Origin of the sequence: Lactobacillus taiwanensis DSM 21401 (genome assembly GCF_001436695.1) — a bacterium.
Classification (GTDB): Bacteria; Bacillota; Bacilli; order Lactobacillales; family Lactobacillaceae; genus Lactobacillus; species Lactobacillus taiwanensis.
In genome coordinates this window covers 377,421-402,492 of record NZ_AYZG01000051.1, presented here as the reverse complement: position 1 = coordinate 402,492, position 25,072 = coordinate 377,421, and the positions used below count along the sequence as shown (strand labels likewise).

General features: G+C 34.4%; 24 protein-coding genes and 1 pseudogene. 24 read left to right on the top strand and 1 reads right to left on the bottom strand.

Annotated features, from left to right (window positions below):
• Positions 1–2: 2 nt before the first annotated feature.
• The 24 genes from rsmH (at position 3) to recD2 (ending at position 24,476) form a co-directional block, all read left to right on the top strand.
• Positions 3–950, top strand: coding sequence for a 16S rRNA (cytosine(1402)-N(4))-methyltransferase RsmH (gene rsmH / locus FD18_RS08175; protein ID WP_057719425.1), 948 nt, complete (start codon positions 3–5; stop codon positions 948–950).
• A gap of 48 nt (positions 951–998) precedes the next feature.
• Complete coding sequence (gene ftsL / locus FD18_RS08170; RefSeq protein ID WP_057719424.1) at positions 999–1,361, top strand: cell division protein FtsL; 363 nt, start codon at positions 999–1,001, stop codon at positions 1,359–1,361.
• Entirely contained in the window at positions 1,361–3,511 is a 2,151-nt protein-coding gene (locus FD18_RS08165; protein ID WP_057719423.1) for a penicillin-binding protein, read from the top strand. Before ftsL ends, FD18_RS08165 begins: the two co-directional genes overlap by 1 nt.
• A 25-nt stretch (positions 3,512–3,536) precedes the next feature.
• Positions 3,537–4,496, top strand: coding sequence for a phospho-N-acetylmuramoyl-pentapeptide-transferase (mraY, locus tag FD18_RS08160; RefSeq protein WP_057719422.1), 960 nt, complete (start codon positions 3,537–3,539; stop codon positions 4,494–4,496).
• Positions 4,497–4,503: 7 nt separating this feature from the next.
• On the top strand, positions 4,504–5,886 hold the full coding sequence (murD, locus tag FD18_RS08155) for a UDP-N-acetylmuramoyl-L-alanine--D-glutamate ligase (protein ID WP_057719421.1): 1,383 nt from the start codon (positions 4,504–4,506) through the stop codon (positions 5,884–5,886).
• A 1-nt stretch (position 5,887) separates the two neighbouring features.
• Positions 5,888–7,003 (top strand): undecaprenyldiphospho-muramoylpentapeptide beta-N-acetylglucosaminyltransferase, encoded by a 1,116-nt coding sequence (gene murG, locus FD18_RS08150; RefSeq protein WP_057719420.1) that lies wholly within the window; start codon positions 5,888–5,890, stop codon positions 7,001–7,003.
• An 18-nt stretch (positions 7,004–7,021) separates the two neighbouring features.
• On the top strand, positions 7,022–7,870 hold the full coding sequence (locus tag FD18_RS08145; protein WP_057719419.1) for a cell division protein FtsQ/DivIB: 849 nt from the start codon (positions 7,022–7,024) through the stop codon (positions 7,868–7,870).
• A 64-nt stretch (positions 7,871–7,934) separates the two neighbouring features.
• Positions 7,935–9,308: a cell division protein FtsA gene (gene ftsA, locus FD18_RS08140; protein WP_057719418.1), complete on the top strand. Its 1,374-nt coding sequence runs from the start codon at positions 7,935–7,937 to the stop codon at positions 9,306–9,308.
• Positions 9,309–9,327: 19 nt separating this feature from the next.
• Positions 9,328–10,701 (top strand): cell division protein FtsZ, encoded by a 1,374-nt coding sequence (ftsZ, locus tag FD18_RS08135; protein ID WP_057719417.1) that lies wholly within the window; start codon positions 9,328–9,330, stop codon positions 10,699–10,701.
• 18 nt (positions 10,702–10,719) lie between these two features.
• Complete coding sequence (locus FD18_RS08130) at positions 10,720–11,154, top strand: cell division protein SepF (protein ID WP_057719416.1); 435 nt, start codon at positions 10,720–10,722, stop codon at positions 11,152–11,154.
• Positions 11,154–11,450: a YggT family protein gene (locus FD18_RS08125; protein WP_057719415.1), complete on the top strand. Its 297-nt coding sequence runs from the start codon at positions 11,154–11,156 to the stop codon at positions 11,448–11,450. Before FD18_RS08130 ends, FD18_RS08125 begins: the two co-directional genes overlap by 1 nt.
• A gap of 1 nt (position 11,451) precedes the next feature.
• Positions 11,452–12,249 carry a YlmH family RNA-binding protein gene (locus FD18_RS08120; protein ID WP_057719414.1) on the top strand — a complete coding sequence of 266 codons (798 nt, stop codon included), beginning with the start codon at positions 11,452–11,454 and terminating at the stop codon, positions 12,247–12,249.
• A 4-nt stretch (positions 12,250–12,253) separates the two neighbouring features.
• A complete protein-coding gene (locus FD18_RS08115; protein ID WP_057719413.1) occupies positions 12,254–13,045 on the top strand; it encodes a DivIVA domain-containing protein in 792 nt (263 codons plus the stop codon).
• Positions 13,046–13,269: 224 nt separating this feature from the next.
• Positions 13,270–16,071 carry an isoleucine--tRNA ligase gene (gene ileS, locus FD18_RS08110; protein WP_057719412.1) on the top strand — a complete coding sequence of 934 codons (2,802 nt, stop codon included), beginning with the start codon at positions 13,270–13,272 and terminating at the stop codon, positions 16,069–16,071.
• A complete protein-coding gene (locus FD18_RS08105) occupies positions 16,071–16,280 on the top strand; it encodes a cold-shock protein (RefSeq protein ID WP_057719411.1) in 210 nt (69 codons plus the stop codon). Before ileS ends, FD18_RS08105 begins: the two co-directional genes overlap by 1 nt.
• Positions 16,281–16,293: 13 nt before the next feature.
• The gene (locus FD18_RS08100; RefSeq protein WP_057719410.1) at positions 16,294–16,857 is read left to right on the top strand and encodes an NUDIX hydrolase; all 564 of its coding nucleotides are present in this window, start codon (positions 16,294–16,296) and stop codon (positions 16,855–16,857) included.
• Entirely contained in the window at positions 16,850–17,131 is a 282-nt protein-coding gene (locus tag FD18_RS08095; protein ID WP_057719409.1) for a hypothetical protein, read from the top strand. The genes FD18_RS08100 and FD18_RS08095 overlap by 8 nt, the downstream gene beginning before the upstream one ends.
• 14 nt (positions 17,132–17,145) lie before the next feature.
• Positions 17,146–17,847, top strand: a complete 702-nt coding sequence (locus FD18_RS08090) for a 5'-methylthioadenosine/adenosylhomocysteine nucleosidase (protein ID WP_057719408.1) — start codon at positions 17,146–17,148, stop codon at positions 17,845–17,847.
• 96 nt (positions 17,848–17,943) lie between these two features.
• Positions 17,944–19,098, top strand: coding sequence for a cysteine desulfurase family protein (locus FD18_RS08085; protein ID WP_057719407.1), 1,155 nt, complete (start codon positions 17,944–17,946; stop codon positions 19,096–19,098).
• Positions 19,099–19,213: 115 nt separating this feature from the next.
• Positions 19,214–19,549: a DUF1831 domain-containing protein gene (locus tag FD18_RS09685; protein ID WP_057719406.1), complete on the top strand. Its 336-nt coding sequence runs from the start codon at positions 19,214–19,216 to the stop codon at positions 19,547–19,549.
• Positions 19,550–19,564: 15 nt separating this feature from the next.
• Complete coding sequence (gene mnmA / locus FD18_RS08075) at positions 19,565–20,692, top strand: tRNA 2-thiouridine(34) synthase MnmA (protein WP_057719405.1); 1,128 nt, start codon at positions 19,565–19,567, stop codon at positions 20,690–20,692.
• 103 nt (positions 20,693–20,795) lie between these two features.
• Complete coding sequence (locus FD18_RS08070) at positions 20,796–21,455, top strand: histidine phosphatase family protein (RefSeq protein WP_057719404.1); 660 nt, start codon at positions 20,796–20,798, stop codon at positions 21,453–21,455.
• Between the two features lie 2 nt (positions 21,456–21,457).
• A complete protein-coding gene (locus tag FD18_RS08065; RefSeq protein ID WP_057719403.1) occupies positions 21,458–22,102 on the top strand; it encodes a tetratricopeptide repeat protein in 645 nt (214 codons plus the stop codon).
• Complete coding sequence (recD2, locus tag FD18_RS08060; RefSeq protein WP_057719402.1) at positions 22,089–24,476, top strand: SF1B family DNA helicase RecD2; 2,388 nt, start codon at positions 22,089–22,091, stop codon at positions 24,474–24,476. The genes FD18_RS08065 and recD2 overlap by 14 nt, the downstream gene beginning before the upstream one ends.
• Before the next feature lie 140 nt (positions 24,477–24,616).
• Here the strand turns inward: recD2 and FD18_RS10295 are convergent.
• Positions 24,617–24,976: pseudogene (locus FD18_RS10295) on the bottom strand (diacylglycerol/lipid kinase family protein); the annotation flags it as partial.
• Between the last annotated feature and the right edge of the window lie 96 nt (positions 24,977–25,072).

Sequence of the window (25,072 nt, the reverse complement as noted above, 5' to 3'; positions counted from 1 at the left end):
TTATGAAATTCAAGCATAAAAGCGTGCTATTGCACGAAACAATAGACAATTTAAATCCCAAAGATGATGGTCTTTATGTTGACGCAACTTTTGGTGGTGGTGGTCATGCTCGATATTTACTCAGTAAATTAAGTCGAGGAACTGTTATCGGATTTGATCAAGATGAATATGCAATTTCAATGGCAAAAGAGAGTTTTGCTGAGGAATTGAAATCAGGAGCTGAGCCAAGATTAATGTTGGTTCATGATAACTTCTGTCATTTGAAAGAAAATCTGGTAGAGCTGGGAATTTCAGATGGAATAGATGGTATTTACTACGATCTTGGAGTTTCATCTCCGCAGTTTGATCAACCCGAACGTGGTTTTTCATATCGATTTGATGCACGATTAGATATGAGAATGGACCAAAGCCAAGAGTTAGATGCTTATACAATAGTAAACACTTGGTCTCAAAAAGAACTGAGTGATATTTTGTACAAGTATGGAGATGAAAAGTTCTCACGTCAAATTGCTAGAAAGATAGTTGATCGAAGGAGAGAGAAACCTATTGTAACTACATTTGATTTAGTAGACGTAATTAAGGATGCGATTCCGGCATATGCAAGACGGAGTGGAGGGCATCCAGCTAAGAAGAGTTTTCAAGCTATTCGAGTTGCAGTTAATAATGAATTAGGTGTATTGCAAGAGTCTCTTGAGGAAGCGATCAAGCTATTGAAGCCTGGTGGTCGAATCAGCGTAATAACTTTTCAGTCTCATGAGGATAAAATCGTCAAAAAGATCTTTAAAAAGTATTCTGAAGTCGAAATACCACGGGGAATGCCGATGGTACCGGCTGACAGTAAACCAACATTGCGATTGATTAGTCGCAAACCTATCATGGCAAGTAGTGATGAATTAGAGGAAAATAACCGCTCACACAGTGCCAAGTTAAGGGTTGCAGAGAAATTATAGTTTTATTTAATATTTTATAGTTTTATTTAATATTTTAAGGAGAAGAAAATGGCTGATAGCTCAGCAAGAAAATTAAATTATCAACAAAGTCAACAGCAGACTGAGCAGCCAAAGAAAGCAATTGTTCTTAATCCCAAAAGCGTTCCTTGGACAGCATTTGAAAAAAGTTTAGTCGTCCTAGGTTCACTAATTACATTGGGATTAATGATTTTATTGGTTTCAGCTAGTATTTCTGCTACTAGTGCTCAACATCAATTAGCTAATGTTGAGCAAACAATAATTTCTCAAAAAAGTCATAACACTGATCTTCGTCAGGAGATTGTTGAATTAACGTCAACTACTAGAATTAATAAAATTGCTCGTGATCAAGGCTTGCACTTGGTTGAGAGTAACATTAGGAATGTCCGTTAATGAAAAAGTTTAATAACTTAAATAGAAATAGATCCAAAGCCCACGGCTACCGCTTTACGGTGGGGAGAATCCTCCAGCTAGTCTTGGCTTTGGTTTTTCTTGTATTTATAGGTAGATTTTTATATATAGGAATTTCAAATCGAGTTGCTGGTGAAAATTTAAATAAGCGTGTAAATCAAATTTATAGGCGAAATGAGGTTTTAAAAGCAACTCGAGGAACGATTTATGATAAAAATGGATTGACGCTTGCTGAAGATGCGCATGTCTTTACTGTGTATGCAATTTTAGACAAGAGCTCAATTGACTATCATAATAAGCCGATGTATGTAACTAATAAACGTAAGACAGCACAAAAATTGGCTGAAGTCCTTCCATTAAGTGAAGAGAAAATATATTCATATTTAAATCCGAAGCATAAGGCCTTTCAGGTCGAATTTGGATCGGCTGGAACTGGTTTAACTTTATCTCAAAAGAAAAAAATTGAAGATATGAAGTTACCAGGAATTAAGTTTATCGAAACTCCATCTAGACTGTATCCAAATGGAAATTTTGCTTCTCATATTGTTGGTTTGGCTCAACCGCAAAAGAGTCAAGGAACTAGTAGTCTAGTTGGTACAATGGGAATTGAAGCATACTTCGATAAGCAATTAGCTGGTAAAGATGGATATCGTGAAGCATTTGTTGATGCGGAAAATAATCAATTACCTAATAGTCAAAAGAATACGCGTACAACAAAAGACGGCGATAATATTTATCTGACGCTTGATTCACGATTGCAGACTTATTTAGAAGTTTTAATGTCGCAGGTTCAGGATAAATATAAGCCTAAGGCGTTGACAGCAGTTGTAGAAGATATAAAGACTGGAAAAATTCTAGCTGCATCTCAACGTCCAACTTTCAATCCTCAAACTAAAAAGGGATTAGATACCTCTTGGCGCAATATATTAGTTCAAGATTCATATGAACCTGGTTCTGTTTTTAAAGTTCTAACTTATTCAAGTGCTATTCAAAGCGGTAATTATAATCCTAACGAGCAATATAAATCTGGATCAGTAACAGTTCAAGGTTCAACAATTCACGACTGGAATAATAGTGGTTGGGGGATGATTCCATTTAGTCAAGCTTTTCCTAGATCAAGTAATGTTGGTTTTGTAAAACTTGAACAAAAAATGGGCTCCAAGACATGGAAAGAATATTTAAATAAATACAGACTAGGTAAAAAGACTGGAGTGACTCTTCCAGGAGAAACTGCTGGAATTTTAAACTTCACAACCCCATTAAATCAAGCCGTTACTGCATTTGGTCAAGGTGTTAATGTTAATGTCATGCAAATGATGCAGGCTTACAGTGCTTTAGCAAATGACGGACAAATGGTAAAACCTCAGTTTGTTGAAAAAATAGTTTCTCCATCTGGTAAAGTAGTCGAAAAGTTTCATCGAACTAAGGTTGGAGCTCCTATTTATTCTGCTAAAACTGCTCAAACAGTTTTAAAAGGAATGCAGGACGTTGTAAATGCAACTTATGGTACTGGAGCGGCTTATAAGATGCCAGGAAAGAGTATTGCAGTTAAGACAGGGACGGCTCAAATTGCTGGACCGCATGGTGGATATTTAACAGGCGACAATAACTATATTTTCTCAGTTGTCGGCGTAACTCCAGTCAATAATCCTCGCTACTGTGTGTACTTAACCATGAAGCAACCACAAAAAATGTCTAAGCCAGCTGAAACTATTCTCTCTTCTATTTTTAAGCCAATTATGAATCGACTAATTTCACTTTCTGATTCTTCTGCTAAGGTTAATGAAAAGGTAACTGTTCCAGCTCTAACTGGTAAAAGTGTTGAAAAAGCTAAAGAAGATGCAAATAATGCCGGTGTTACAGTTGAAGTAGTAGGAACTGGAAAAAACATTAGTCGACAATCTGTTGGAGCAGGTGTTAAGCAAGATAATAACTCAAAGATTTTCTTGTTTACGGGCGGTCAAGTTACTTGTCCGAATATGATTGGATGGACTAGTGAAGAAGTCACTAGTTTCATGACTACCACTGATATTCCAATTTCTATTAATGGGAAAGGAAAAGTTACAAAGCAGTCAATACCAGCTGGAAAAGTAATTGATAAAAATAGTAAGTTATCAGTAAATCTAAAATAGTAAAAAGTTAAAGGAGTAATACAAAATGCAGTTTTCTTTGATACCGTTTATAAGCAGTTTCGCTCTTACGGTTATCTTCTTACCGTTATTTATTGGCTTCATGCGAATGAAGCATGAAGGGCAAGTTATTAGAGATGAAGGTCCGAAATGGCATGAAAAAAAATCTGGAACACCAACAATGGGTGGAGTTGTTTTTATGCTTGCTGGTGTTATTTCAACTCTATGGGTATTAATCTGGCAAAAAGATTTGAATAAAACTGCTTGGATCTTAATAATCGCTTTCTTAGGTTATGGCATTATCGGCTTTTTGGATGATGGAATTAAGTTATATTTCAAACGTAATTTAGGTTTAAAGGCATGGCAAAAATTATTAGGTCAGATTATTATTGCAGCTTTGATTATTGCATTAGCTTTTAGTGATCACTTTGCATTTGAGTTATATATTCCTTTTGCAGGAATGGTACGGAATTCATTCCTATTTAGTTTATTTGTGCTTTTCTGGTTGGTTGGCTTTTCTAACGCTGTGAACTTATCTGATGGTCTGGATGGTTTAGCAACTGGACTTTCTATCATTGCATACGCCACATATGCTTGGATAGCTTACCAAGAAAAAAATTGGGTTATTGTTGTGTTTACCTTAAGTGTAATAGGTGGACTGGTTGGTTTCTTTATCTTTAATCATAAGCCAGCTAAAATCTTCATGGGAGACGCGGGTTCGTTAGCTCTTGGTGGTGGATTAGCTACTGTATCAATTTTCCTTCATCGTCCATGGTCATTGCTTTTAATTGGTATTGTTTTCGTATTAGAGACTTTGAGTGTTATCTTGCAAGTTATTTCTTTCCAAACTACAGGGAAGAGAATTTTCAAGATGACACCAATTCATCATCACTTCGAAATGCTTGGTTGGTCCGAGTGGAAGGTTGACATTGTATTTTGGATTGTTGGTTTAATTGGAAGTATTGTTTATTTAATTATCTGGGGTTAATTTTAAAATGAAACAAATAAAAACATATGAAAATAAAAACATTTTGATTTTAGGATTAGGAAAAAGTGGTTTTTCAGTAGCTAAACTCCTTTTGAAGCTTGGCGCTAAGCTCACTTTAAATGATAAAAAGGATTTATCTAATGATGATCGAGCTGCCGAATTAGATAAATTAGGAGTTAGAGTTATTTCTGGTTATCATCCAGTTGAGATTTTTGATGAGGAAAAATTTGATTATCTTGTTAAAAACCCCGGCATACCTTATGAAAATCCAATGGTTGAAAAAGCATTGAAGATGAATATTCCGGTTATAACTGAACCTGAAATCGCACTTAACGTAAGTGAAGCACCATATGTTTGTGTTACTGGTTCAAATGGTAAGACGACCACTGTCATGCTTACCCAAAGAATTATGGATCATCACTTATCTAAAAATGGCGGTCATGCTTATGCAGTAGGTAATATTGGCGTTCCTATTTCAGAAGTAGTTGAAAGGGCTACAAAAAAAGATTTACTTGTAGTAGAAATGTCTAGTTTTCAATTACTTGGAGTAACAGATATTAAGCCCAAAGTAGCTGCAATTGTTGATATTTACAATAATGTACACCTTGACTATCACAAGACTTTTGATAACTATGTTGAAGCCAAACTTAGAATTACTCAATCTCAAGATCAAAATGATTATTTCATTGCTAACTTTGATCAAAAGGGCATTTTAGAAAAAGAATTAAAGAAAACAAAAGCAAAAGTTCAAACATTTTCAGAAGTAGATAAGACGGCCGATTATTTTATTGGTGATGAATATCTTGAAAGTAAAGACGATCATCAAATTATGAAAATCAGTGAGATTAAGATCCCAGGTATTCATAACCAACAAAATTGTTTAGTGGCAATTGCAATTTCTAAATTAATGGGTGCAGATGATAGTGATATTCAATATGCTTTAAGTACTTTTACTGGAGCTACTCATCGTTTGCAGTATGTAATGACTTATAATGACCGTAAAATCTACAACGATTCAAAATCCACTAACATTGAAGCTGCTACTGTGGCTATTCCTTCATTTAAAGAACCTGAGGTTTTAATTGCTGGTGGATTAGATCGTGGTTTTATGTTTGATTCACTTGTTCCATTGTTTAAAAAACATGTAAAATCAATTGTGCTTTATGGTGAAACTAAATATCTTTTAGCAGATGCAGCTCGTAAGGCTGGTATTAAAGATATTGTAATTGTAAATACCTTGCAAGAAGCTGTTCCGCGAGCATATGAATTGAGTGAGGCAGGGGATGTTATCTTGTTTTCACCAGCATGCGCTTCTTGGGATCAATTTAATACTTTTGAAGAACGTGGAGATTTTTTTGTAAAATTTATTAAGGAATTAAAGACTAAGTAAAATGAGAGTAATTTTTTCTGGTGGCGGAACTGGTGGCCACATTTATCCAATTATGGCGTTGATTGAGCGTTTGAAAGAACGTAAATTAGTTACAAATGATGAAATTCTATTTGTTGGAACAGATCGAGGATTAGAATCTAAAATCGTTCCAGCAGCTGGCGTTCCATTTAAGACTTTAAAGATTAAGGGGTTTGACCGTAAACATCCTTTAAAGAATTTCGAAACAATTGAGCTTTTCATTAAGGCTACAAAAGAAGCAAAACAAATTATCAAGGATTTTAAACCTGATGTTGTAGTAGGAACTGGTGGCTATGTATCAGGTGCTATTGTTTATGAAGCAGCTAAGCTGCATGTTCCAACTATTATTCATGAGTCTAATTCGGTTGTTGGATTAGCTAATAAGTTCTTAGCACACTACGTTGATAAAATTTGTTATACCTTCGATGATGCGGCTAAGCAATTTTCAGAAAAGAAAAAATTAGTTAAAACTGGTAATCCTCGTTCACAACAAGTTTTAGACTTAAATAAAGAAAATGTTGATATTTCTAAAAAATGGGGACTAAATCCAAATATGCCTACTGTTTTGATTTTTGGCGGTTCTCGTGGGGCTCTAGCAATTAATAAAATTGTAGAAAAATCCCTTTCAGAATTAGAAACTAAGCCTTATCAAGTTATTTGGGCTACTGGTCAACTATATTACGGAAGCGTTAAGGAAAAATTAGCTGGTAAAGAAATTAACTCAAATATAAAGATTGTACCTTATATTGATAATATGCCAGGGTTGTTACCTCAAATGACATGTGTTGTAGCACGTTCTGGAGCAACCAGTTTAGCTGAATTTACTGCTCTTGGTGTTCCAGTAATTTTAATTCCTAGTCCAAATGTCACTCATAATCATCAAATGAAAAATGCCATGGATATGGAGAAAGCTGGAGCAGCCTTAGTTATTCCAGAAGATGATTTAAATCCAAATAATTTTGTCTCATCGATTGATCATATTTTGTTAGATACAAATTATGCAAAGAAAATGAGTGATGCATCTAAGAGATTAGGAGTTTCTGATGCATCAGATCAAGTGATTTCTGTAATGGAGAACTTAATTAAGAATAAAAAATAATGGAAGGAAGTGAGGCACATGGCTAAGAAAAAAATAACCAAAAAAGATCCTAAACAAGAGTTATCAGGCTGGATTGATTATAAAAATAAAACCAATAATAATGAAAAAAGAAGAGTCTCTGCCTCACTAACTAAATTACAAGCTGAAAGACGACATGCTTTACTGACTAGATTAGGATTTATAATCTTTTTTTCGCTTTGCTGTATTTTAGCTTTAGGATATTATGTTTCGCCTAAAGCAAATGTAGCAAGTGTACAAGTTAAAGGAGTGCCTGAATTAAATAGTAAACAACTAGTCAAAACAGCAGGTATTTCTCCAGAAAATAAAGTGGTATTCTGCTTATTAAAAGGAAAGAAATATACTGAGAAATTATCAGCTGCTTTTCCTGAGATTGAAAAGGTTCAGGTAGGCGTGCAAAAAACAAATCATTTGGTTTTAAATATCAAAGAACGACCAGTGATTGGGTATATTCATGAAGGTGAAGGTTACAGAAAGATATTAGCCACAGGGAAAGTAGGTAGCCAAGTTATTGCTAGCGACAAGATTGATAAAAGTAAGCCTTTATTTACAGGATATAATCAGAAGGTTTCTTTGAGCGAAGATATCAAGGTATATGCCAGTCTACCACAGCATATACGTGACCAAGTAAAAATGCTAAGTGGTGAAACACGAAGGCCGAGTCAAATTGTTTTAGTGATGAAAGATAACAATATTGTTATTGGAAATCTATCAACTATTAAGAGTAAGATACGATATTATGACAAAATAAAAAGTCAGCTAAAAGAACCATCAGTAATTGATTTTGAAATTGGTGCTTATAGTCGACCGCTAACACAAGCGGAAAAGGTTAAATTAGGACTAACTTGATATTAGTGAGAACTTAAACCATATGTTAAAATTTATTGTATAGTTATGTTTTGGGGGCATTACCTTGGATAAAACTGATTTACTAGTAGGCTTGGATATAGGAACAACAAGCGTTAAAGCAGTTGTCGCTGACACTGCGTCTAATGAAATGCAAATTATTGGTGCTGCAAATGGTCCCACAAAGGGGATGCGCCATGGAAAAATTGTTGATATTGATCAAACTGCTGATAGTATAAGTGCTGTTTTGAAGAAAGTAGCGCAAAAGACTAATTCTAAAATTTATCGAGTAGTCACTGGAATTCCCGTTGGTTTACTTCAGCTAGAAAATGCAGTTGGCTTAATTAACATTGAAGAGAATGGTCGAGAAGTTACAGATAACGATGTTAAGCGCGTTTTATTAACTGCAATCGATACTGCATTGAAGGATGGTCGAGAAGCTATTGCTTTCTTGCCTAACAAGTTCTTAATTGATGGAAAAACTGATGTAGACGATCCTAGAAAAATGATCGCTCATTCTCTTGAAGTACATGGGATTTTATTAACTGCTCCTAGTGCTGATTTACATAATATTCGTAAGGCGATCGAGCGAGCTGGTTATCAAAATAATTTCTTTGTACCAATACCTTTGGCAATTGCAAGTGTAGCACTTGATGAAGGTGAGCGAACATTCGGTACGATTATTCTTGATTTGGGTGGAGGGTCGACTACTGCCACTGTAATTCATGAGAATAAAATCAAATATGCAACTATTGATTTAGAGGGTGGCATCGATATTACTAATGATATTTCGGTGGTTTTAAATACTTCGAAAAAGGAAGCTGAAAAAATTAAGTTACAGTTTGGATATGCAGATCCGTCCCTGACTTCAAGTGATAATCAATTTCCTGTTAATGTCGTAGGTGAAAATGGACCTAAGATGATTGACGAGGAGTACTTAAGTGAAATAATTAATGCTCGTCTTAATCAAACCTTTAGTCGTATCGGTAAAGGATTAAAATCACATGAGGCATTTAATTTGCCAGGTGGTGTTGTAATTACTGGTGGGACTAGTGCTTTGCAGGGAATTGATGATATTGTGAAGGAAGATTTTGGTGTGAAAGCCCGAATTTTCCAACCAGATCAGATGGGATTAAGAAATCCAATGTATGCAGCAGGTTACGGAGTAGTAAATTATGCCTATAATTTAGCTGATATTGATTACTTAGTTAATAGTGTTATTTATGGAAATCAGGTTACTTTGCCTGTTTCTACTAAATCTTCAGCGCAAGAAAATATGAAATTTTTCAAAAGACGTGTAACTCCTAGTGAAATGGAGCAAAAAGAAGATTATAATAAGACTAGTGCTACATCAACGATCTCTACGTCTGAAGAGAATGATGATAAGAAGAATAATAATAAAAAAGGAATCAAGGAATTCTTTAAGAAGTTCTTTGATTAGTAATAAGGTGGTTTAGTAAATGGATTTTACTTTCGATTCTGATGACAACAAGAATGCAGTCATTAAAGTAATCGGTGTTGGTGGTGCCGGTGGTAATGCCGTTAATCGAATGATTGATGAAGGAGTACAAGGCGTTTCCTTTATTGCTGCTAATACTGACGTGCAAGCTCTTAATAGTAATAAAGCTGAAAACAAGATTCAACTTGGACCAAAACTTACTCGTGGATTAGGGGCAGGCTCTCATCCTGAAGTTGGTCAAAAGGCGGCTGAAGAGAGTCAACAAACAATTGAAGACTCATTAAAAGGCGCAGATATGATCTTTATCACTGCAGGAATGGGTGGTGGTACTGGTACTGGTGCTGCTCCTGTAATTGCTAAAATTGCTCGTGAAACTGGTGCATTAACTGTTGGAGTAGTTACTCGTCCTTTTACTTTTGAAGGTCCGAAACGGTCAAAGAATGCAGCAGAAGGAATTGCTCAATTAAAGCAATACGTTGATACTTTAGTTATTATTGCCAATAACCGTTTGTTAGAGATGGTTGATAAGAAGACTCCAATGATGGATGCCTTTAAGGAAGCTGATAATGTACTTCGTCAAGGTGTTCAAGGTATTTCTGATTTGATCACTTCAACTGACTACGTGAACCTTGACTTTGCGGACGTTAAGACAGTTATGGAAAATCAAGGCGCAGCTTTAATGGGAATTGGTCGTGCAAGTGGTGAAAATAGAACTGTTGAAGCTACAAAATTAGCTATTTCTTCCCCATTGCTTGAAGTATCAATTGATGGAGCAAAGCAAGTATTACTTAATATTACTGGTGGACCAGATTTAACTTTATTTGAAGCTCAAGATGCTTCTGATATTGTTTCAAAAGCTGCTGGTGACGGAGTAAACATTATCTTTGGTACATCAATTAATGCTAATTTAGGCGATGAAGTGGTTGTTACTGTTATTGCAACTGGAATTGATTCAAAGGCTGAAGAAGAAGCTTCAAGACAACCTATGCGTCGTCCAACACGTCAAGAAGTTACTACTCCTGAACCTGTTAAGAAAGAAGCAGATGTGGTAGCTAACGAACCCACTTCAGTCTCAGAATCTTCAGAAGTCGAGACTGAGGATAGTGCTGTAAAGGAATCTCCTGTACAACCAACTCCTGAAGTAAAATCAGAAAAGAAAGATTCTCAAGATACTTTACTTGACCCAACAAGCGTTTGGAAGCAAGATAGAAAAGAGAACAAGCGTCCACAGCCTGTAGAGAATGAAAAAAAAGATGACGATGAATTTGATTCATTTAATTCAGACGACTCCACTAGTATCTCTCAAATTGAAACTAGTGTAGATGATGAGTCAGATAATGATATTCCATTCTTCAAACATCGTCGTCAGGATTAGTATTTTGGAGGAAAAGTTATGGCTTTTGATAAATTAGGCAGATTTTTTGGTATTGCTGAAGATGATGAAATGAATGAAGCACCATATACTGAAGTAGATGAACAACAAGAAGAAGTTCCTCAGCCTCAAAAGAATGAAAGAAGAGCAAATGTTGTTTCTATTAATTCCGGTGTTGGCGCTACTAGTAAAATTGTTTTATATGAACCTCGTGTATATTCCGATGCAAAAGAAGTAGCTCAAAATCTTCTAAATAACAAAGCTGTTATTATTAATTTTGCTCGTATGGATGATGAACAAGCACGGAGAATTGTTGATTTCATTACTGGTACAGTGTATGCTTTAAACGGTGAAATTCAACGTGTAGGTGACAAAATTTTCTTAGCAACTCCACCAAAATTTGAAACTGACGGTAAAATTGCCGAATTAGTTGAAAAGAAAGATAAAATGGATTAATGATATTTTCAATTGTAGGCTGGATATTACGTATTATTTCTGATTTGCTGAATATCTATAGCTTTCTGATTGTAATTTATACTTTGCTAACTTGGATTCCAAGGTTGCTTGTAACTAAAGTGGGACAGATATTAAGGAAAATTGTTGAACCATATTTAGAAATATTTGAGCGTTTTATTCCGCCAATTGCGGGAATTTCTTTTGCCCCTGTGGTAGCCTTATTAGTAATTTATTTTGTAAATAATTATGTCCTTTATTGGATAGCAAATATAATTAGGTACGCATTTATTAGGTAAAATGGAAAAAAGACAAGCTAGTAGTTTTTATCAACATTTTGATGAAAGTGAAAGACCGACGGTAGATTATTTCGTCGGTCTTTTTAATCAGTTTTTATTTAAAAATGAATCTATCTTAACAGATTTCTTAAATCCTAGAGAACAATATATTTTTCAAGAAATTGTTGGTGGCTATGCGCAGTTGTACAGTTTTGGAGGATATTCTAATGCCGAGAAAAAGAGAATGTTGCTTTGTGATTGGGATAAGGGATACGAACAAACTGATTTTAAGATCTCACTTTTAGAAGTTGAATATCCGAAAAAATGGTCGAAACTTACACATAGTCAGATTCTAGGTGTTTTGACACATTTAGGAATTGAATTAGATACTTTTGGTGATATTATCAATGATGAAAATGAAAATTGGCAATTTTTAGTTAAGGGTGAATTAGTCGATTACTTTATTGAACAGATTGATCGCGTTGGTAGAACAAAAATAAAATTGAAGGAATTACCTTTATCAAAAGTATTAGTTCAAGAAGATGATAGTACGGAAATGAGTGCTGTATCTATTTCACTTCGTTTAGATGCAATTGTGAGTTCAATTACCAATCTAAGTAGGAGTCAAGTTAAGAAAATTATTGAAGATGGAGAAGTTAAATTAAATTGGCATATTGTAGCGCAATCTAATATAATTGTTTCTGTACAGGATATGCTAAGTATTCGCCATTACGGTAGATATGAAATTCTCAATCTTACTACTACGAAGAAAGGTAAGAAACGACTTGAAATAAAGGTATGGCAAGCAAAGAAAAGGTGATAATATGACATTAACGCCAATGGATATCCATAACAAGGAGTTTTCAACAAAACTTCGGGGGTATGATTCCAAACAGGTAGATAGTTTTTTAGATCGAATTGTTGATGCATATGGGGATGCATTAGATCAAATTGTCGATTTAAAAAATGAAAATGTTGAATTAAAGAAAAAAGTAGAAAAATACGAAAAGGTTAAGGATTCAATTAATGAATCTCTAATTTCAGCACAAGAGAATGCTGAAGAAATTAAAAAGAGAACTAATAAAGAGTCTAAAGAAATTATTCAAAAGGCTAATCAAGATGCTGCTGAGATAATTCAAAAGGCTCAAGATAAAGGCGAAAATAAGAAAGCTGAACTTCAAAAGCAATATGATACTTTAAACAAAGATTATGATTTGCTTAAGGCTAAAGTTGAAGACTTCCGAGAAGCTATTCAAGGAATGCTCAAGGATCAAATAAAGGAATTGAGTGATTCTGATTGGCAATACTACTTAGATAAGTATTATGGTCGCTCACGTTTGTATCCAGCCGATGGTTCACAGCCTTTAGAAGATGAACCAATTCCTGATGGTCCGATGACTAATGAAGTACCAACTGAAGAAAATGATAAGCTATCTAATACAGAGGTTGACAATAATGCAATAAATGAAGTAAACTCTGTTCAAGAAACGGAAGATAATCCTGAGGTTTTAGCTGGAGATAGTCCAGTTAAAGAAAGCATGCAGGCTACAGAAGAAAATACTGAGCGGCGTGATGGACCAGTGATTATTTTCCCGGATGATTTAAAAGATAATTAAATTTAAGTCGACAGTACCAACAAGTAGACGATTTAGCGAGTTAGTGATGGTGAAAGACTAACAACTGTCAAAAGTTAATCAGCTGCCAATTGACTTAAACGTTTATCTGTACGATACACAGGAAACAAGTGGAATGGAATAGTTGTATTCTGTTCAATTTAGGTGGTACCACGATAAGCTTCGTCCTATTAGGATGAGGCTTTTTTATTAAGAAAGGATTTTTTATGAGAGTTAAAGATACATTAAATTTGGGCAAGACTAAATTTAAAATGCGCGGTAATCTTCCAGTGCGTGAAGCTCAATGGCAAAAAGAATGGGAAGAAAATAAATTATATGAACAAAGATTAAAGCTTAATGAGGGTAAACCTCGTTTTGATCTTCATGATGGTCCTCCATTTGCTAATGGTAATATTCATATGGGGCATTCATTAAATAAGATCTCTAAGGACATCATTGTTCGTTTTAAGAATATGAATGGTTATTATGCTCCTTATGTTCCTGGTTGGGATACACACGGACTTCCTGTTGAACAACAATTAGCTAAAAAGGGTGTGGACCGTAAGACAATGGATCGTGCAAAGTATAGAGAGCTTTGCCGTCAATTTGCAGAAGAGCAAGTTCAAAAACAAATGGCCGACTTTAAGCGCTTGGGTGTAATGGCAGATTGGGATCACCCATACGTTACTTTACAACCTAAATTTGAAGCTGAAGAAATTAGAGTCTTTGGTGAAATGTTTAAAAAGGGTTACATTTATAAGGGTAAGAAACCAGTTTACTGGTCATGGTCTAGTGAATCAACTTTAGCAGAAGCCGAAGTTGAATATCACGACATTAAATCTCCAAGAATTTATGTTGCTTTCCCAATTAAAGATGGAAAAGGAATTTTAGATTCAGATACCTCATTAGTAATTTGGACTACTACTCCTTGGACTATTCCAAGTAACGTAGGTATTACTGTTAACCCTAAATTTGACTATTCAGTAGTTGAAGTTAATGGTAAAAAGTATGTAATCGGTAGTGACCGGTTGTCAGCTGTCGCAGAGGATTTGGGCTGGGAAGACTATAAAGTTCTTAAGACTCTTAAAGGTACTGATTTTGATCGTATGACTTATCTGCATCCTCTTTATGGTAAAAATGGCTTAGGTGAATATGGTCTAGTTATGAACGACACTTACGTAACTGATGATGATGGTACTGGTTTAGTTCACAACGCTACTGGTTTTGGTGAGGATGACTACAATGTTGGTCGTCGTTATGGAGTGCCAGTATTTAGTCCAATGGATGCTCAAGGTAGATTTACTAAAGAAGTTCCAGATCCAGAATTAGTTGGTATGTTCTATGATGATGCTAATAAAGTAGTTGCTGAAAAGCTTGAAAAAGCAGGTGCACTCTTGAAGCTTGACTTCTTTACTCACTCATATCCACATGATTGGCGTACTAAGAAGCCAGTAATTTACCGTGCAACTACTCAATGGTTTGCTTCGATTGATAAGTTTAGAGATCAAATTTTAGCAGAAATTGAGAAAGCAGATTTCATTCCTTCATGGGGTAAAACTCGTCTTTACAACATGATTAGAGATCGTGGCGACTGGGTAATTTCTCGTCAACGTGCCTGGGGAGTACCACTTCCAATTTTCTATGCTGAAGATGATACGCCAATTGTTACTCCAGAAACGATTGAACATGTTGCTCAAATCTTTGAAAAAGAAGGATCTAATGCTTGGTATACTCATACTGCTGAAGAATTACTTCCTGAAGGCTTTAAGTCAGAACACTCACCAAACGGTAAATTTAGAAAAGAAACTGATATTCTAGATGTTTGGTTTGACTCTGGTTCTTCATGGGCTGGTGTTATGCAAGAACGTGATGGCCTAGGTTTCCCAGCTGATTTATATCTTGAAGGTAGTGATCAGTATCGTGGTTGGTTCAACTCAAGTTTAATTACTTCTGTTGCGGTTACTGGAAAAGCTCCTTATAAACAAGTTTTATCACAGGGATTTGTGTTAGATGATAAGGGACATAAAATGTCTAAGTCATTAGGTAATGTAATTTCACCTAATGATGTCATCAAGCAAATGGGTGCAGAGATTATTCGTTTATGGGTTGCTGGAGCAGATACTACTTCTGATGTAGCTGTTTCTCAAGATATTTTACGTCAATCTGCTGAAAGTTACCGTAAGATCAGAAATACTATGCGCTTTATGCTTGCTAATACTTCAGATTTTAATCCTAAACAAAATTCAATTGCTTATCCCGATATGTCTGGTGTAGATCAATACATGGAAATTAAGTTGAATCGCTTGATTAAAGAAGCAATTGAAGCATACAATAAATTTGATTTCACTAGTGTTTATAAGAAAGTATTCAGCTTCATTTCTAATGACTTATCTGCCTTCTATTTAGATTTTGCTAAGGATGTTCTTTATATTGATCCAGAAGACAGTGAAAGCCGTCGCTCAATGCAAACAGTAATTTATGATGTCTTGGTTAAGTTAACTAAGTTAATGACACCAATTCTTCCACATACTATGGAAGAAGTTTGGGGTTACCTAAAAGAACCAGAAGACTATGTTCAACTTGCTAATATGCCTGAAGTAGATCATTTTGCTAATGAAGAAGAAGTTTTGGCAAACTGGGATGCTTTCATGAAAGTTCGTTCAGATGTTTTGAAGGCTCTTGAAGAAGCACGTAATGCTAAAGTAATTGGTAAGTCATTTGAAGCACATGTTACTCTTTACCCAACTGAAGAAACAAAAGCTTTGCTTGATAAATTAAATGCCAATATCAGACAAATCTTAATTGTTTCTGATTTGACAGTTAGTGATGATGAAGCACCTGAAAATGCTAAAAAACTACCAACTGCTTCAATCGTGGTAGAACATGCTGATGGAGAAGTTTGTCCAAGATGTCGTCGTACTACCACTGATGTTGGCAGTGACTCACGCTTCCCAGAATTATGTGCGCGTTGTGCCGCTATCGTTGCTGAAAACTTCCCTGAAGTAGAAAAAGAAGGCTTAGAGAAATAATGCGTAAAGGTACTGTAAAGCAATTTGATCCAAATTCTGCGTATGGATTTATTGAAGATGATCTAACTCACTCAGCTTACTTTGTTTTTTATAAGTCTATTAAAGAAGAAGGCTATAAAAAATTAAATGTAGGCCAAAGAGTTCATTATCAATTAGCACAAGGAAAAAAGGGTCTACAATGTATCAATGTTTATGTTGATCATGACTAAAAGGAGAAATTAAGTGAATCTGAGAGAAACTGAAATCTCAAATAAGCCTATTTTTGAAGGTAAGCTAATCGACTTAAATGTTGAAACAATAAGCTTACCCAATGGAAAAACAGCTACTCGTGAGATCGTTAAGCATCCTGATGCTAGTGCAGCAATTGCAATTAATAATGATAAAAAGATGCTGCTTGTAAAGCAATGGCGCGAACCTATTAAGCAATTAACTTTGGAAATTCCTGCGGGGTTAATTGATGAAACAGATGCGTCTGCTCTTGATGCGATGAAAAGAGAGCTAAATGAAGAAGGCGGCTACAAGGCAGACTATTGGGAAAAGATAAGTGAATTTTATACTTCCGTTGGTTTTTGTGATGAGAAAATTCATTTATTCTATTGTGATACTTTGTCAAAGATCGAAAATAAACGTCCCCTTGACGAAGATGAATTTCTAACTCAAGAATGGTACAGTCTACCTGAATTGAAACAGTTAATTGCTTCAGGAGAAATTATGGATGCCAAAACTGTAATGGCAATTACATTTTGGGAAAATATGATTTTAACAGGAAACCAAAGTAATGACTGAGAAACGAGCAGATTATCGTAAAAAACAACAAAAAGAAAAATTAAAAAGTGTTTTTGATAGATTTAAACGTCAGAAAAAGATTGACCCGTCGATTGATACAGCTGATCAAAAAACAGAAACTCAAGATTCTCAAAAATTTGAATCAAGAGAAAATTTTTCTTTAAAAGAAGAGCGTGAAAGCAAAATCAATCGTTTAAAAAAACGATTGAATTATGCAATTTTAATTGTTGTTGTTTTTTTAATTATAGTTTTGTTCGCTTTATTTAAACTGTAGATTTGAGGTAAAGAATGAAAATTGCAATTATTGTCCCAATGTTTGAAGAAGCAGAATTTTACAAAAAGCACTTTAAGTCCGAAACTAAGGAAAGATTTGGCACAACCGAATTTGATCACTTTTCAGTAAATGGAAATGATATTTATCTTGGTTTAAGTGGAATTGGTAAGGTTAATGCAGCTATGAATTTGACTAGCTTGTTGACTAAAGAAAAAATTGATGTAATTTTTATGACTGGCTCTGCTGGTTCATTGCAAGAAGATGTAAAAAGAAAAGATCTAATTTTACCGGATAAATTTATGTATTATGATGCTCATAATACTAGTGCTGGTAATTATGTTGAAGGTCAAATTCCACAGGAGCCTGCGGGATATTTACTAAATAATGCATTTCGTAGTAAATTTGCATCGTATTTAAAAGAACATAATATTCCTTTTAAAGAAGGTTTAATTGTAACTGGTGATAGCTTTGTAGCTTCTGAAGCACAAAAAGATGAGATCAAAAAGAACTTTTCTGATGCACTTGGAGTAGAAATGGAAGGTGCAGCCTTTGCGCAAGTTGCTAGACACTTTAATACTCCTTTAGTTGCGATTCGTGCTATTTCAGACAATGGTGATTCTAATGCTGACAATGACTTTGATAAATTTGTCAAAGAAGTTGGCGCTAAAGCAGCTACTGTAATTTCATCTTATCTTGAAGAAACAGTTTTAGATTAAAAGTGAGGATAGACTAGGTTCAGATGAACTTAGTCTATTTTTTATGTTAGAATATAGTGGTCACTTCCAAAATGTAAGAAAGGTAAAAGATATAAGATGACTAGAAAAAATATATATTTAGATAATGCGGCTACTACTCCGATGGATCCCAAGGTTATTGAAACTATTAGTAGCGAAATGACTAATGATTTTGGAAATGCTTCTAGTCAACATGCATTTGGACGTAAAGCACGCCAAGTAGTTGAGACAGCACGTCATGAATTAGCGGAGACAATTAATGCTCAAGATAAAGAAATAATTTTTACTAGTGGTGGTTCGGAAAGTAATAATACTGCTATTTTTGGAACAGCACGTGCTAGAAAAAATATTGGAAAGAAGATTATTACAACTAAGATTGAGCATCCCTCCGTTTTAAATCCAATGAAGCGATTAGCTAAAGAAGGCTATGAAATTGTATATCTTGATGTAGACAAGACTGGTCATATTAATTTAGATGACTTAAAGAAAGAATTAACACCGGATGCAATTTTAGTTTCAATTATGGCGGTCAATAATGAAGTGGGTTCTATTATGACTCTAAAGGAAATTGGCGAATTAGTAAAAGACTCTAACGCTTATTTTCATGTTGATGATGTGCAAGGGTTTGGAAATATTGAAATCGATGTGAAAGAAATGAATATCGATTTACTGTCTACATCAGCTCACAAGGTTAATGGACCAAAATTTTTAGGTTTCCTTTATGAAAAAGATGGATTGAAAGTAAGTAATTTACTTTTAGGCGGAGAACAAGAAGTAAAGCGGCGTCCTGGAACTGAAAACGTACCAGGAATTGCTGGTTTCGGTGTAGCTGCCCATGAATTAAATGAGATGGATAAGAAGCAGCTTCAAGAAAAGTATCAAAAATTTCAAAAAATAATTTTAGATGCACTTGATCAAAAGCAAATTGATTATGAGGTAAATGGTTCTCTTGAAGGGAAGGTATCACATCATGTTTTGAACCTATGGTTAAAAGGTGTAAATACTTATTCTGCTTTGACTAATTTAGATTTAAATGGTTATGCAGTTTCTGGAGGATCCGCATGTACAGCTGGTTCTCTTACTCCTTCTCATGTTTTAGAAGCAATGTATGGGGAAGATTCTCCTCGGATTGCTGAATCAATTCGAGTTAGTTTTGGAAGATTTAATACGGAGAATGAAATTAAGAGCTTTGCCGAAAATTTAGTTAACATGTGTCAACGATTAAGTAAGTAATTAACAAGTTCTAACCGATTTTTGGCTAGGACTTGTTTTAATGTATAATGATAATGAAAATCATATACTTGACACTTACAAAAAATAAGATAATAATATTGAGAGTGATATTTTTATGGCAAATACAGTAATTATTAATGGCGATAATCGTAAGTTTACGATTAATTCAGAAATTAAACGTTATGCTTTAATTGATGCAGGTTTTACGAAGACTAAAAGAGGAAATTTCATGTATAAGCATCCCTTATACAATGAATCTCCATATAATGCTACCTGTCAATTGAAGTTGACAATTAACGAAGACTTAGATCATTTAACAATGGTAGTCACTGATACCAATGGCTTGCAAAAGGTTAATATTTTTAAGAATAAACAATTAGCACCAATGGTTGAACTGCTTGACTTCATTTTAAAAGATCTTGAAGATCGTCAAATTATTGCGCCCTGCTAAAAGGAGAAAGATAAAATGGTAGATAACAGCAAAATTAGAGTCGTTGTTGGTATGAGTGGTGGAGTTGATTCTTCGGTTTCTGCACTTTTACTTAAACAACAAGGCTTTGATGTTGTCGGCGTCTTCATGAAAAATTGGGATGATACTGATGATGCCGGGGTTTGTACGGCAACTGAAGATTACGAAGATGTAAAAAAAGTTGCAGATGAAATCGGTATTCCATATTATTCTATTAACTTTGAAAAGGATTATTGGGAGCGTGTATTTCAGTATTTCTTAGATGAATACAAAAAGGGTAGAACTCCTAATCCCGATGTGATGTGTAATAAAGAAATAAAGTTTAAGTCTTTCTTAGATTTTGCAATGGATTTAGATGCAGATTATATTGCAATGGGTCACTATGCTGCTACAAAAGTTGATGAGAATGGGGTAGTCCATATGATGCGTCCAAAGGATGGTAATAAGGATCAAACTTATTTCTTAAGTCAACTTTCACAAGATCAATTAAAGAAAGTTATTTTTCCACTTGCTAACCTTACTAAGCCACAAGTACGTGAAATCGCAATTGCTGCTGGTCTTGCAACTGCTAAGAAGAAAGATTCAACAGGAATTTGTTTCATTGGTGAACGTAACTTTAGAAAATTCTTGAGTGAATTCTTGCCAGCTCAATCTGGTAAAATGGTAACCCCTGATGGCAAGGTTGTTGGTGAGCATGCAGGCTTAATGTATTATACTATCGGACAAAGATCTGGTCTTGGCTTAGGTTCGACTAAGGAATCAACTGATCCTTGGTTTGTAGTTGGAAAAGACCTAGAGAAAAATGAATTGATTGTTGAGCAAGGATACGACAGTAAGCTTTTGTATGCAACTAGCTTAGATGCTAGCGGCGTTTCCTTCTTTACCGGACAACCAGATCATGATGTTGATTTAAAGTGCACTGCTAAGTTTAGGTATCGTCAACCTGATGTGGGTGTAACAATGCATTATCATGCAAAAGATAATACAGTTCATGTTGAGTTTGATGAGCCGGCACGTGCTGTTACTCCAGGTCAAGCTATTGTTTTCTATAACGGTGAAGAATGTCTTGGGGGAGCAACAATCGATCGTGCTTACCAAAATGAAAAGCAATTACAATTAGTGTAATTAACAAAGAAGTCTCTTTTAGGGACTTCTTTTTATTTTTAGAAACTGTTATTTTCTTTCTTGAAAACTTATAATAGTAATAAAAGTGGAGGAAAAATGAATTATGCAATTATATTTTGTAAGACATGGAAAAACAAAATGGAATTTAGAAGGACGTTATCAAGGTGGTAGTGGCAATTCACCACTTTTACCTGAAAGTTATGCAGACATTAAAAAATTGGCAAATTACCTAAAGGGAACAAACTTTAGAGCCTTTTATTCTAGTCCTTTGCAACGTGCCTTAACGACTGCTGTAATGCTTAGAAATGATATGGGAATTACTGTACCCATAATTGTTGATCAACGCTTAAAAGAGTTTAATTTGGGAGATCTGGAAGGAATGAAATTTGTTGATGCTGAGAGTCAATATCCAGACCAAATTAAGGCATTTCGTTACTTCCCAGATCGCTACGATCCATCGACTTTTCATGGTGAAGATTTTGAACACATGATAGAGCGTGGCAAGAAATTAATTGCTGATATTGTAAAAAGGTATCCAAATAAAGATGATAAAGTTCTTTTAGTGAGTCATGGGGCTGCCTTATGTGCTCTAATTAGAACTTTAGAAGGTTATGACATTGCAGATATTAGAAAACGTGGTGGTTTAACTAATACAAGTCTTACGATTCTTGATACTGAAGATAAAGGTAAGACATTTAATGAAATTGCATGGAATGAAACGAGCTACCTAGATCGAAAAATTACTAGTAGGGACACGATTTAAAAATGGATAAAAAAATAGCCAACTTATATGATGCTGGCGAAGTAGATAAGGCAATACATTTACTAGTCGAGCGTATAAATAGGGATCCGAAAGATATTGAAAACTATTTGCAACTTTCGACATATTTAATTGAGCAAAATGCTGCTGACCAAGCCTTAGAACTATTAGAAAAAGCACGCGGTCTTGTTAACCATCCTGAAGAACTGACATATAATATTGCTGTTTGCTATTATCTGCAAGGAGAATTTCAAAAATCTCTCGCTTTGCTTAATTCCATTAAAGATGATGAAGAAACGATGTATCAAAAAGCGTTGATTTTTATGAAGTTAGGACAATATCAAAAAGCTTTAGCTTATGCCCTAACTTTAAAAAATCAAGATGAGAGAACGTTAGAGTTACTTGGTGATATTTGGCTTAGTTTAGGAGATTTAAAAACTGCAAATCAAACTTATAGTCAAATTTTAAAAGATCAAAGAAATTCTAAGGTTAATTTTCTGCTAGGCTTAACTCTGTTTGATACTAACCCTAATGAAGCGGAAAAGTATTTTAAACTGTCTAAAAATCAAGATCCTAAGTATTTTGCGCAAGCCCAGAAGCAATATAATGCAGTTGCAAAACTAATTAGAGGTAAAAATGACAAAAACTAGTTTTACTGGACGAATAAATGGAATTGTTTTTGAAAATAATCAAGATCTTTTCAAGATTATTGATGTAGATTTGATCAGTAGATTAGCTGATTTTGACCGTGATAATATTCGTGTAACCGGGAATTTCGGTGATATTCAGATTGGCTCAACTTATAAATTTACTGGACAAATTGTTGTGCATGAAAAATTTGGTAAACAATTTCGTGTAAGTTCATATGAACCAGTTTTACCTCATGAAGAAGGAAGTTTAACTAAGTATTTAAGTTCTGATAAATTTCCAGGAATTGGTAAAAAAGCAGCTGAAAAAATTATTGATAGCTTAGGAACTGATGCGCTTGATTTGATTAAAGCTAATCCAACTGAAATTGAAACATTAGATTTAACTCAAAAACAAAAAGATAGTTTATTATCTGGAATTAATCAAATGGATTCTTTTTCAGAAATTGTTATCAAGCTGGCTAAATATGGAATTAATAAAAAAATTGCGGGTAATATCTACAAGGCCTATCATGGAGAATCTCTAAAAAAATTAGAAGATGATCCTTATCAAGCAGTTGGTGAAATTCGTGGATTCGGTTTTAAAACGGCTGATAATATTGGGCGTGCACTTAATATCGGAGCTAATGATCCAAGAAGAATCAGGGGTGCTATCTTAAGTGTATTGCAAACTGCTCTAAGTACTCTTGGAGATACTTACGTTCCCCTTGATGAGTTATTGACGCAAGCTTATGATTTAATTCAGGCTAGTTCTTATGATGATCTAGCAAATAGCGTTAATGAATTGCAGAGACAAGGGAAAGTTGTTGTTTCTGGTGATAAGGCTGCACTTCAAGGCATTTTTCAGACTGAACTTGATATTGCAAATGAATTAAAGCGTGTGGTCAAAAATCAAGTTGAAAAAGAAGTATTTAGCGATAAAGAAATTGATCATGCAATTTCTCACGCTGAAGATGAACTTGAGATTAAATACGATGAAACACAGAAGAATGCAATAAAGAATGCTCTGAATAATCCAATTTCAATATTAACTGGTGGTCCCGGTACAGGTAAGACGACTATTATTAACGGAATTCTGATGTGCTTAAAAGAGCTTGCTGGTATTCCAAGCGGTGCTTTATATAGTGAAGATCCACCATTTTTATTAGCTGCTCCTACAGGTAGAGCGGCCAAAAGAATGAGTGAAATTACTGATATTTCAGCTAAAACTATTCACCGTTTATTAGGTTTAGGAATTGGAGAAAATGATGCAACTGATGTTAATGAACTAAATGGAGAAATACTAATCATTGATGAGATGTCAATGGTAGATATGTTTTTGTTTAAGCAATTATTATCAGGTATTAATTCGACTAAGCGTATTGTGTTTGTAGGAGATCAAGACCAACTTCCTTCAGTGGGTGCAGGTAACATATTTAGTGATTTAATCAAGTCCGATGCTTTTCCAACTACACGTTTGCAAGTTATTCATAGACAGGGAGAAGATTCATCTATTATTAAGCTAGCTCACGCAATTAATGAAGAAGCTGCTGAGCAAGTGATATTTGATAAGACTAAAAACTATTCTTTTATCCCTTGTCAGCCAAGCTTGGTGGGGGATGCGATTGATCAAATTGTCAATTTGGCAATTAAGCGTGGTTTTAAAAAGGATGATGTTCAAGTACTTGGAGCTATGTATAATGGTCAGGGCGGAATTACGCACTTAAATGATATTTTGCAAGATGTCATGAATCCAATGTCTTCAAAAACTAAAGTAATTGAAGCTCATAATGAGAGTTTTAGAATTGGAGATCGAATTTTACAATTACAAAATAATCCAGAAAAAGATATCTATAATGGTCAAATTGGTAAAATTATCGGTTTAAATCCTGATGATAAGGCAAAAATTCTGATTGCCGATTTTGATGGAAGAGAAATTGAATTTGGAGTTAAAGATCTAAACGATATTACACGTGCATATGCGATTACTATTCATAAATCACAAGGTTCTGAATTTCCACTAGTTATTTTGAACCTGACTATGCAAAATTATATGATGTTGAGACGTAATTTGCTTTATACAGCCATTACTCGTGCTGAAAAAAATCTTGTAATGGTAGGCGAGAAAAAAGCGTATATTATGGCTTTGCGTACACCAGGAAATGATCGAAAAACAGACTTAGCTTTCAAAATTAGGCATGAATTAGGTTTAAAAGAGGTTAAAACTGAAGTTAAAAATGACAAAAGTACTTCACAACAAGTACTACGGAATAATTCTGATAGACAAACAAAGGCTGAAGAACCTAAGGACTATATTTTAACACCGGATCTAATTTATTCTGGAAAAATTGATCCGATGATTGGTATGGAAGACATAAAATTAAAATCTAGAAATTAATAAGTGTCTGGGAAAAAGTCTATTTTAATTAATTTTATACTTTTACTCAAAAAAATCCTATTAAATCAAGGTTTATTAATACCAAGATTTAGTAGGATTTCTTAATTTCTGAGTTTTTTCCCAGACACTTATTATTTGTTTTATTGTAAAAGATTAAAGTTATCGACTTTAAATTTTAAATGAAATTTTCTTTTATTTAATTCTTCTCCATCAAGTTGACCGTATTCACTTTTTTGAGTTTTCACTTCGATTTCAGAGGATTCAAAGTAGTGAAATTGTTTACTCTACATATGCGATCCATCAATTAAGAGTTTAGAAAATAAGTAAAGAAATTTAATTAAATTATGCTTTTCAATAATGACGATATCTAAATGATGATTATGGATATCGGCAATTGGTAAAATTGGAATGCCATCACCAAAGTAGGGATGGTTAGTTGCAATTGGTACTAGTTGACTGGGATAGGTTGAAATCTGAATATTATAAGGTATCTTTTTTCTCTTGTAGAATAGATTCTAACTTTTTAAAAGCTACTTCACCTTTATTGCTCCCTGATTTTAAATTAACAAGTAGATAAACTTTTTTCATCATTTATT

What these genes read in the sequence shown, in the direction of transcription:
- rsmH (WP_057719425.1), top strand. Translation starts at nt 3, where the DNA reads ATGAAATTCAAGCATAAAAGCGTGCTATTGCACGAAACAATAGACAAT.
- ftsL (WP_057719424.1), top strand. Translation starts at nt 999, where the DNA reads ATGGCTGATAGCTCAGCAAGAAAATTAAATTATCAACAAAGTCAACAG.
- FD18_RS08165 (WP_057719423.1), top strand. Translation starts at nt 1,361, where the DNA reads ATGAAAAAGTTTAATAACTTAAATAGAAATAGATCCAAAGCCCACGGC.
- mraY (WP_057719422.1), top strand. Translation starts at nt 3,537, where the DNA reads ATGCAGTTTTCTTTGATACCGTTTATAAGCAGTTTCGCTCTTACGGTT.
- murD (WP_057719421.1), top strand. Translation starts at nt 4,504, where the DNA reads ATGAAACAAATAAAAACATATGAAAATAAAAACATTTTGATTTTAGGA.
- murG (WP_057719420.1), top strand. Translation starts at nt 5,888, where the DNA reads ATGAGAGTAATTTTTTCTGGTGGCGGAACTGGTGGCCACATTTATCCA.
- FD18_RS08145 (WP_057719419.1), top strand. Translation starts at nt 7,022, where the DNA reads ATGGCTAAGAAAAAAATAACCAAAAAAGATCCTAAACAAGAGTTATCA.
- ftsZ (WP_057719417.1), top strand. Translation starts at nt 9,328, where the DNA reads ATGGATTTTACTTTCGATTCTGATGACAACAAGAATGCAGTCATTAAA.
- FD18_RS08130 (WP_057719416.1), top strand. Translation starts at nt 10,720, where the DNA reads ATGGCTTTTGATAAATTAGGCAGATTTTTTGGTATTGCTGAAGATGAT.
- FD18_RS08125 (WP_057719415.1), top strand. Translation starts at nt 11,154, where the DNA reads ATGATATTTTCAATTGTAGGCTGGATATTACGTATTATTTCTGATTTG.
- FD18_RS08120 (WP_057719414.1), top strand. Translation starts at nt 11,452, where the DNA reads ATGGAAAAAAGACAAGCTAGTAGTTTTTATCAACATTTTGATGAAAGT.
- FD18_RS08115 (WP_057719413.1), top strand. Translation starts at nt 12,254, where the DNA reads ATGACATTAACGCCAATGGATATCCATAACAAGGAGTTTTCAACAAAA.
- ileS (WP_057719412.1), top strand. Translation starts at nt 13,270, where the DNA reads ATGAGAGTTAAAGATACATTAAATTTGGGCAAGACTAAATTTAAAATG.
- FD18_RS08105 (WP_057719411.1), top strand. Translation starts at nt 16,071, where the DNA reads ATGCGTAAAGGTACTGTAAAGCAATTTGATCCAAATTCTGCGTATGGA.
- FD18_RS08095 (WP_057719409.1), top strand. Translation starts at nt 16,850, where the DNA reads ATGACTGAGAAACGAGCAGATTATCGTAAAAAACAACAAAAAGAAAAA.
- FD18_RS08090 (WP_057719408.1), top strand. Translation starts at nt 17,146, where the DNA reads ATGAAAATTGCAATTATTGTCCCAATGTTTGAAGAAGCAGAATTTTAC.
- FD18_RS08085 (WP_057719407.1), top strand. Translation starts at nt 17,944, where the DNA reads ATGACTAGAAAAAATATATATTTAGATAATGCGGCTACTACTCCGATG.
- FD18_RS09685 (WP_057719406.1), top strand. Translation starts at nt 19,214, where the DNA reads ATGGCAAATACAGTAATTATTAATGGCGATAATCGTAAGTTTACGATT.
- mnmA (WP_057719405.1), top strand. Translation starts at nt 19,565, where the DNA reads ATGGTAGATAACAGCAAAATTAGAGTCGTTGTTGGTATGAGTGGTGGA.
- FD18_RS08070 (WP_057719404.1), top strand. Translation starts at nt 20,796, where the DNA reads ATGCAATTATATTTTGTAAGACATGGAAAAACAAAATGGAATTTAGAA.
- FD18_RS08065 (WP_057719403.1), top strand. Translation starts at nt 21,458, where the DNA reads ATGGATAAAAAAATAGCCAACTTATATGATGCTGGCGAAGTAGATAAG.
- recD2 (WP_057719402.1), top strand. Translation starts at nt 22,089, where the DNA reads ATGACAAAAACTAGTTTTACTGGACGAATAAATGGAATTGTTTTTGAA.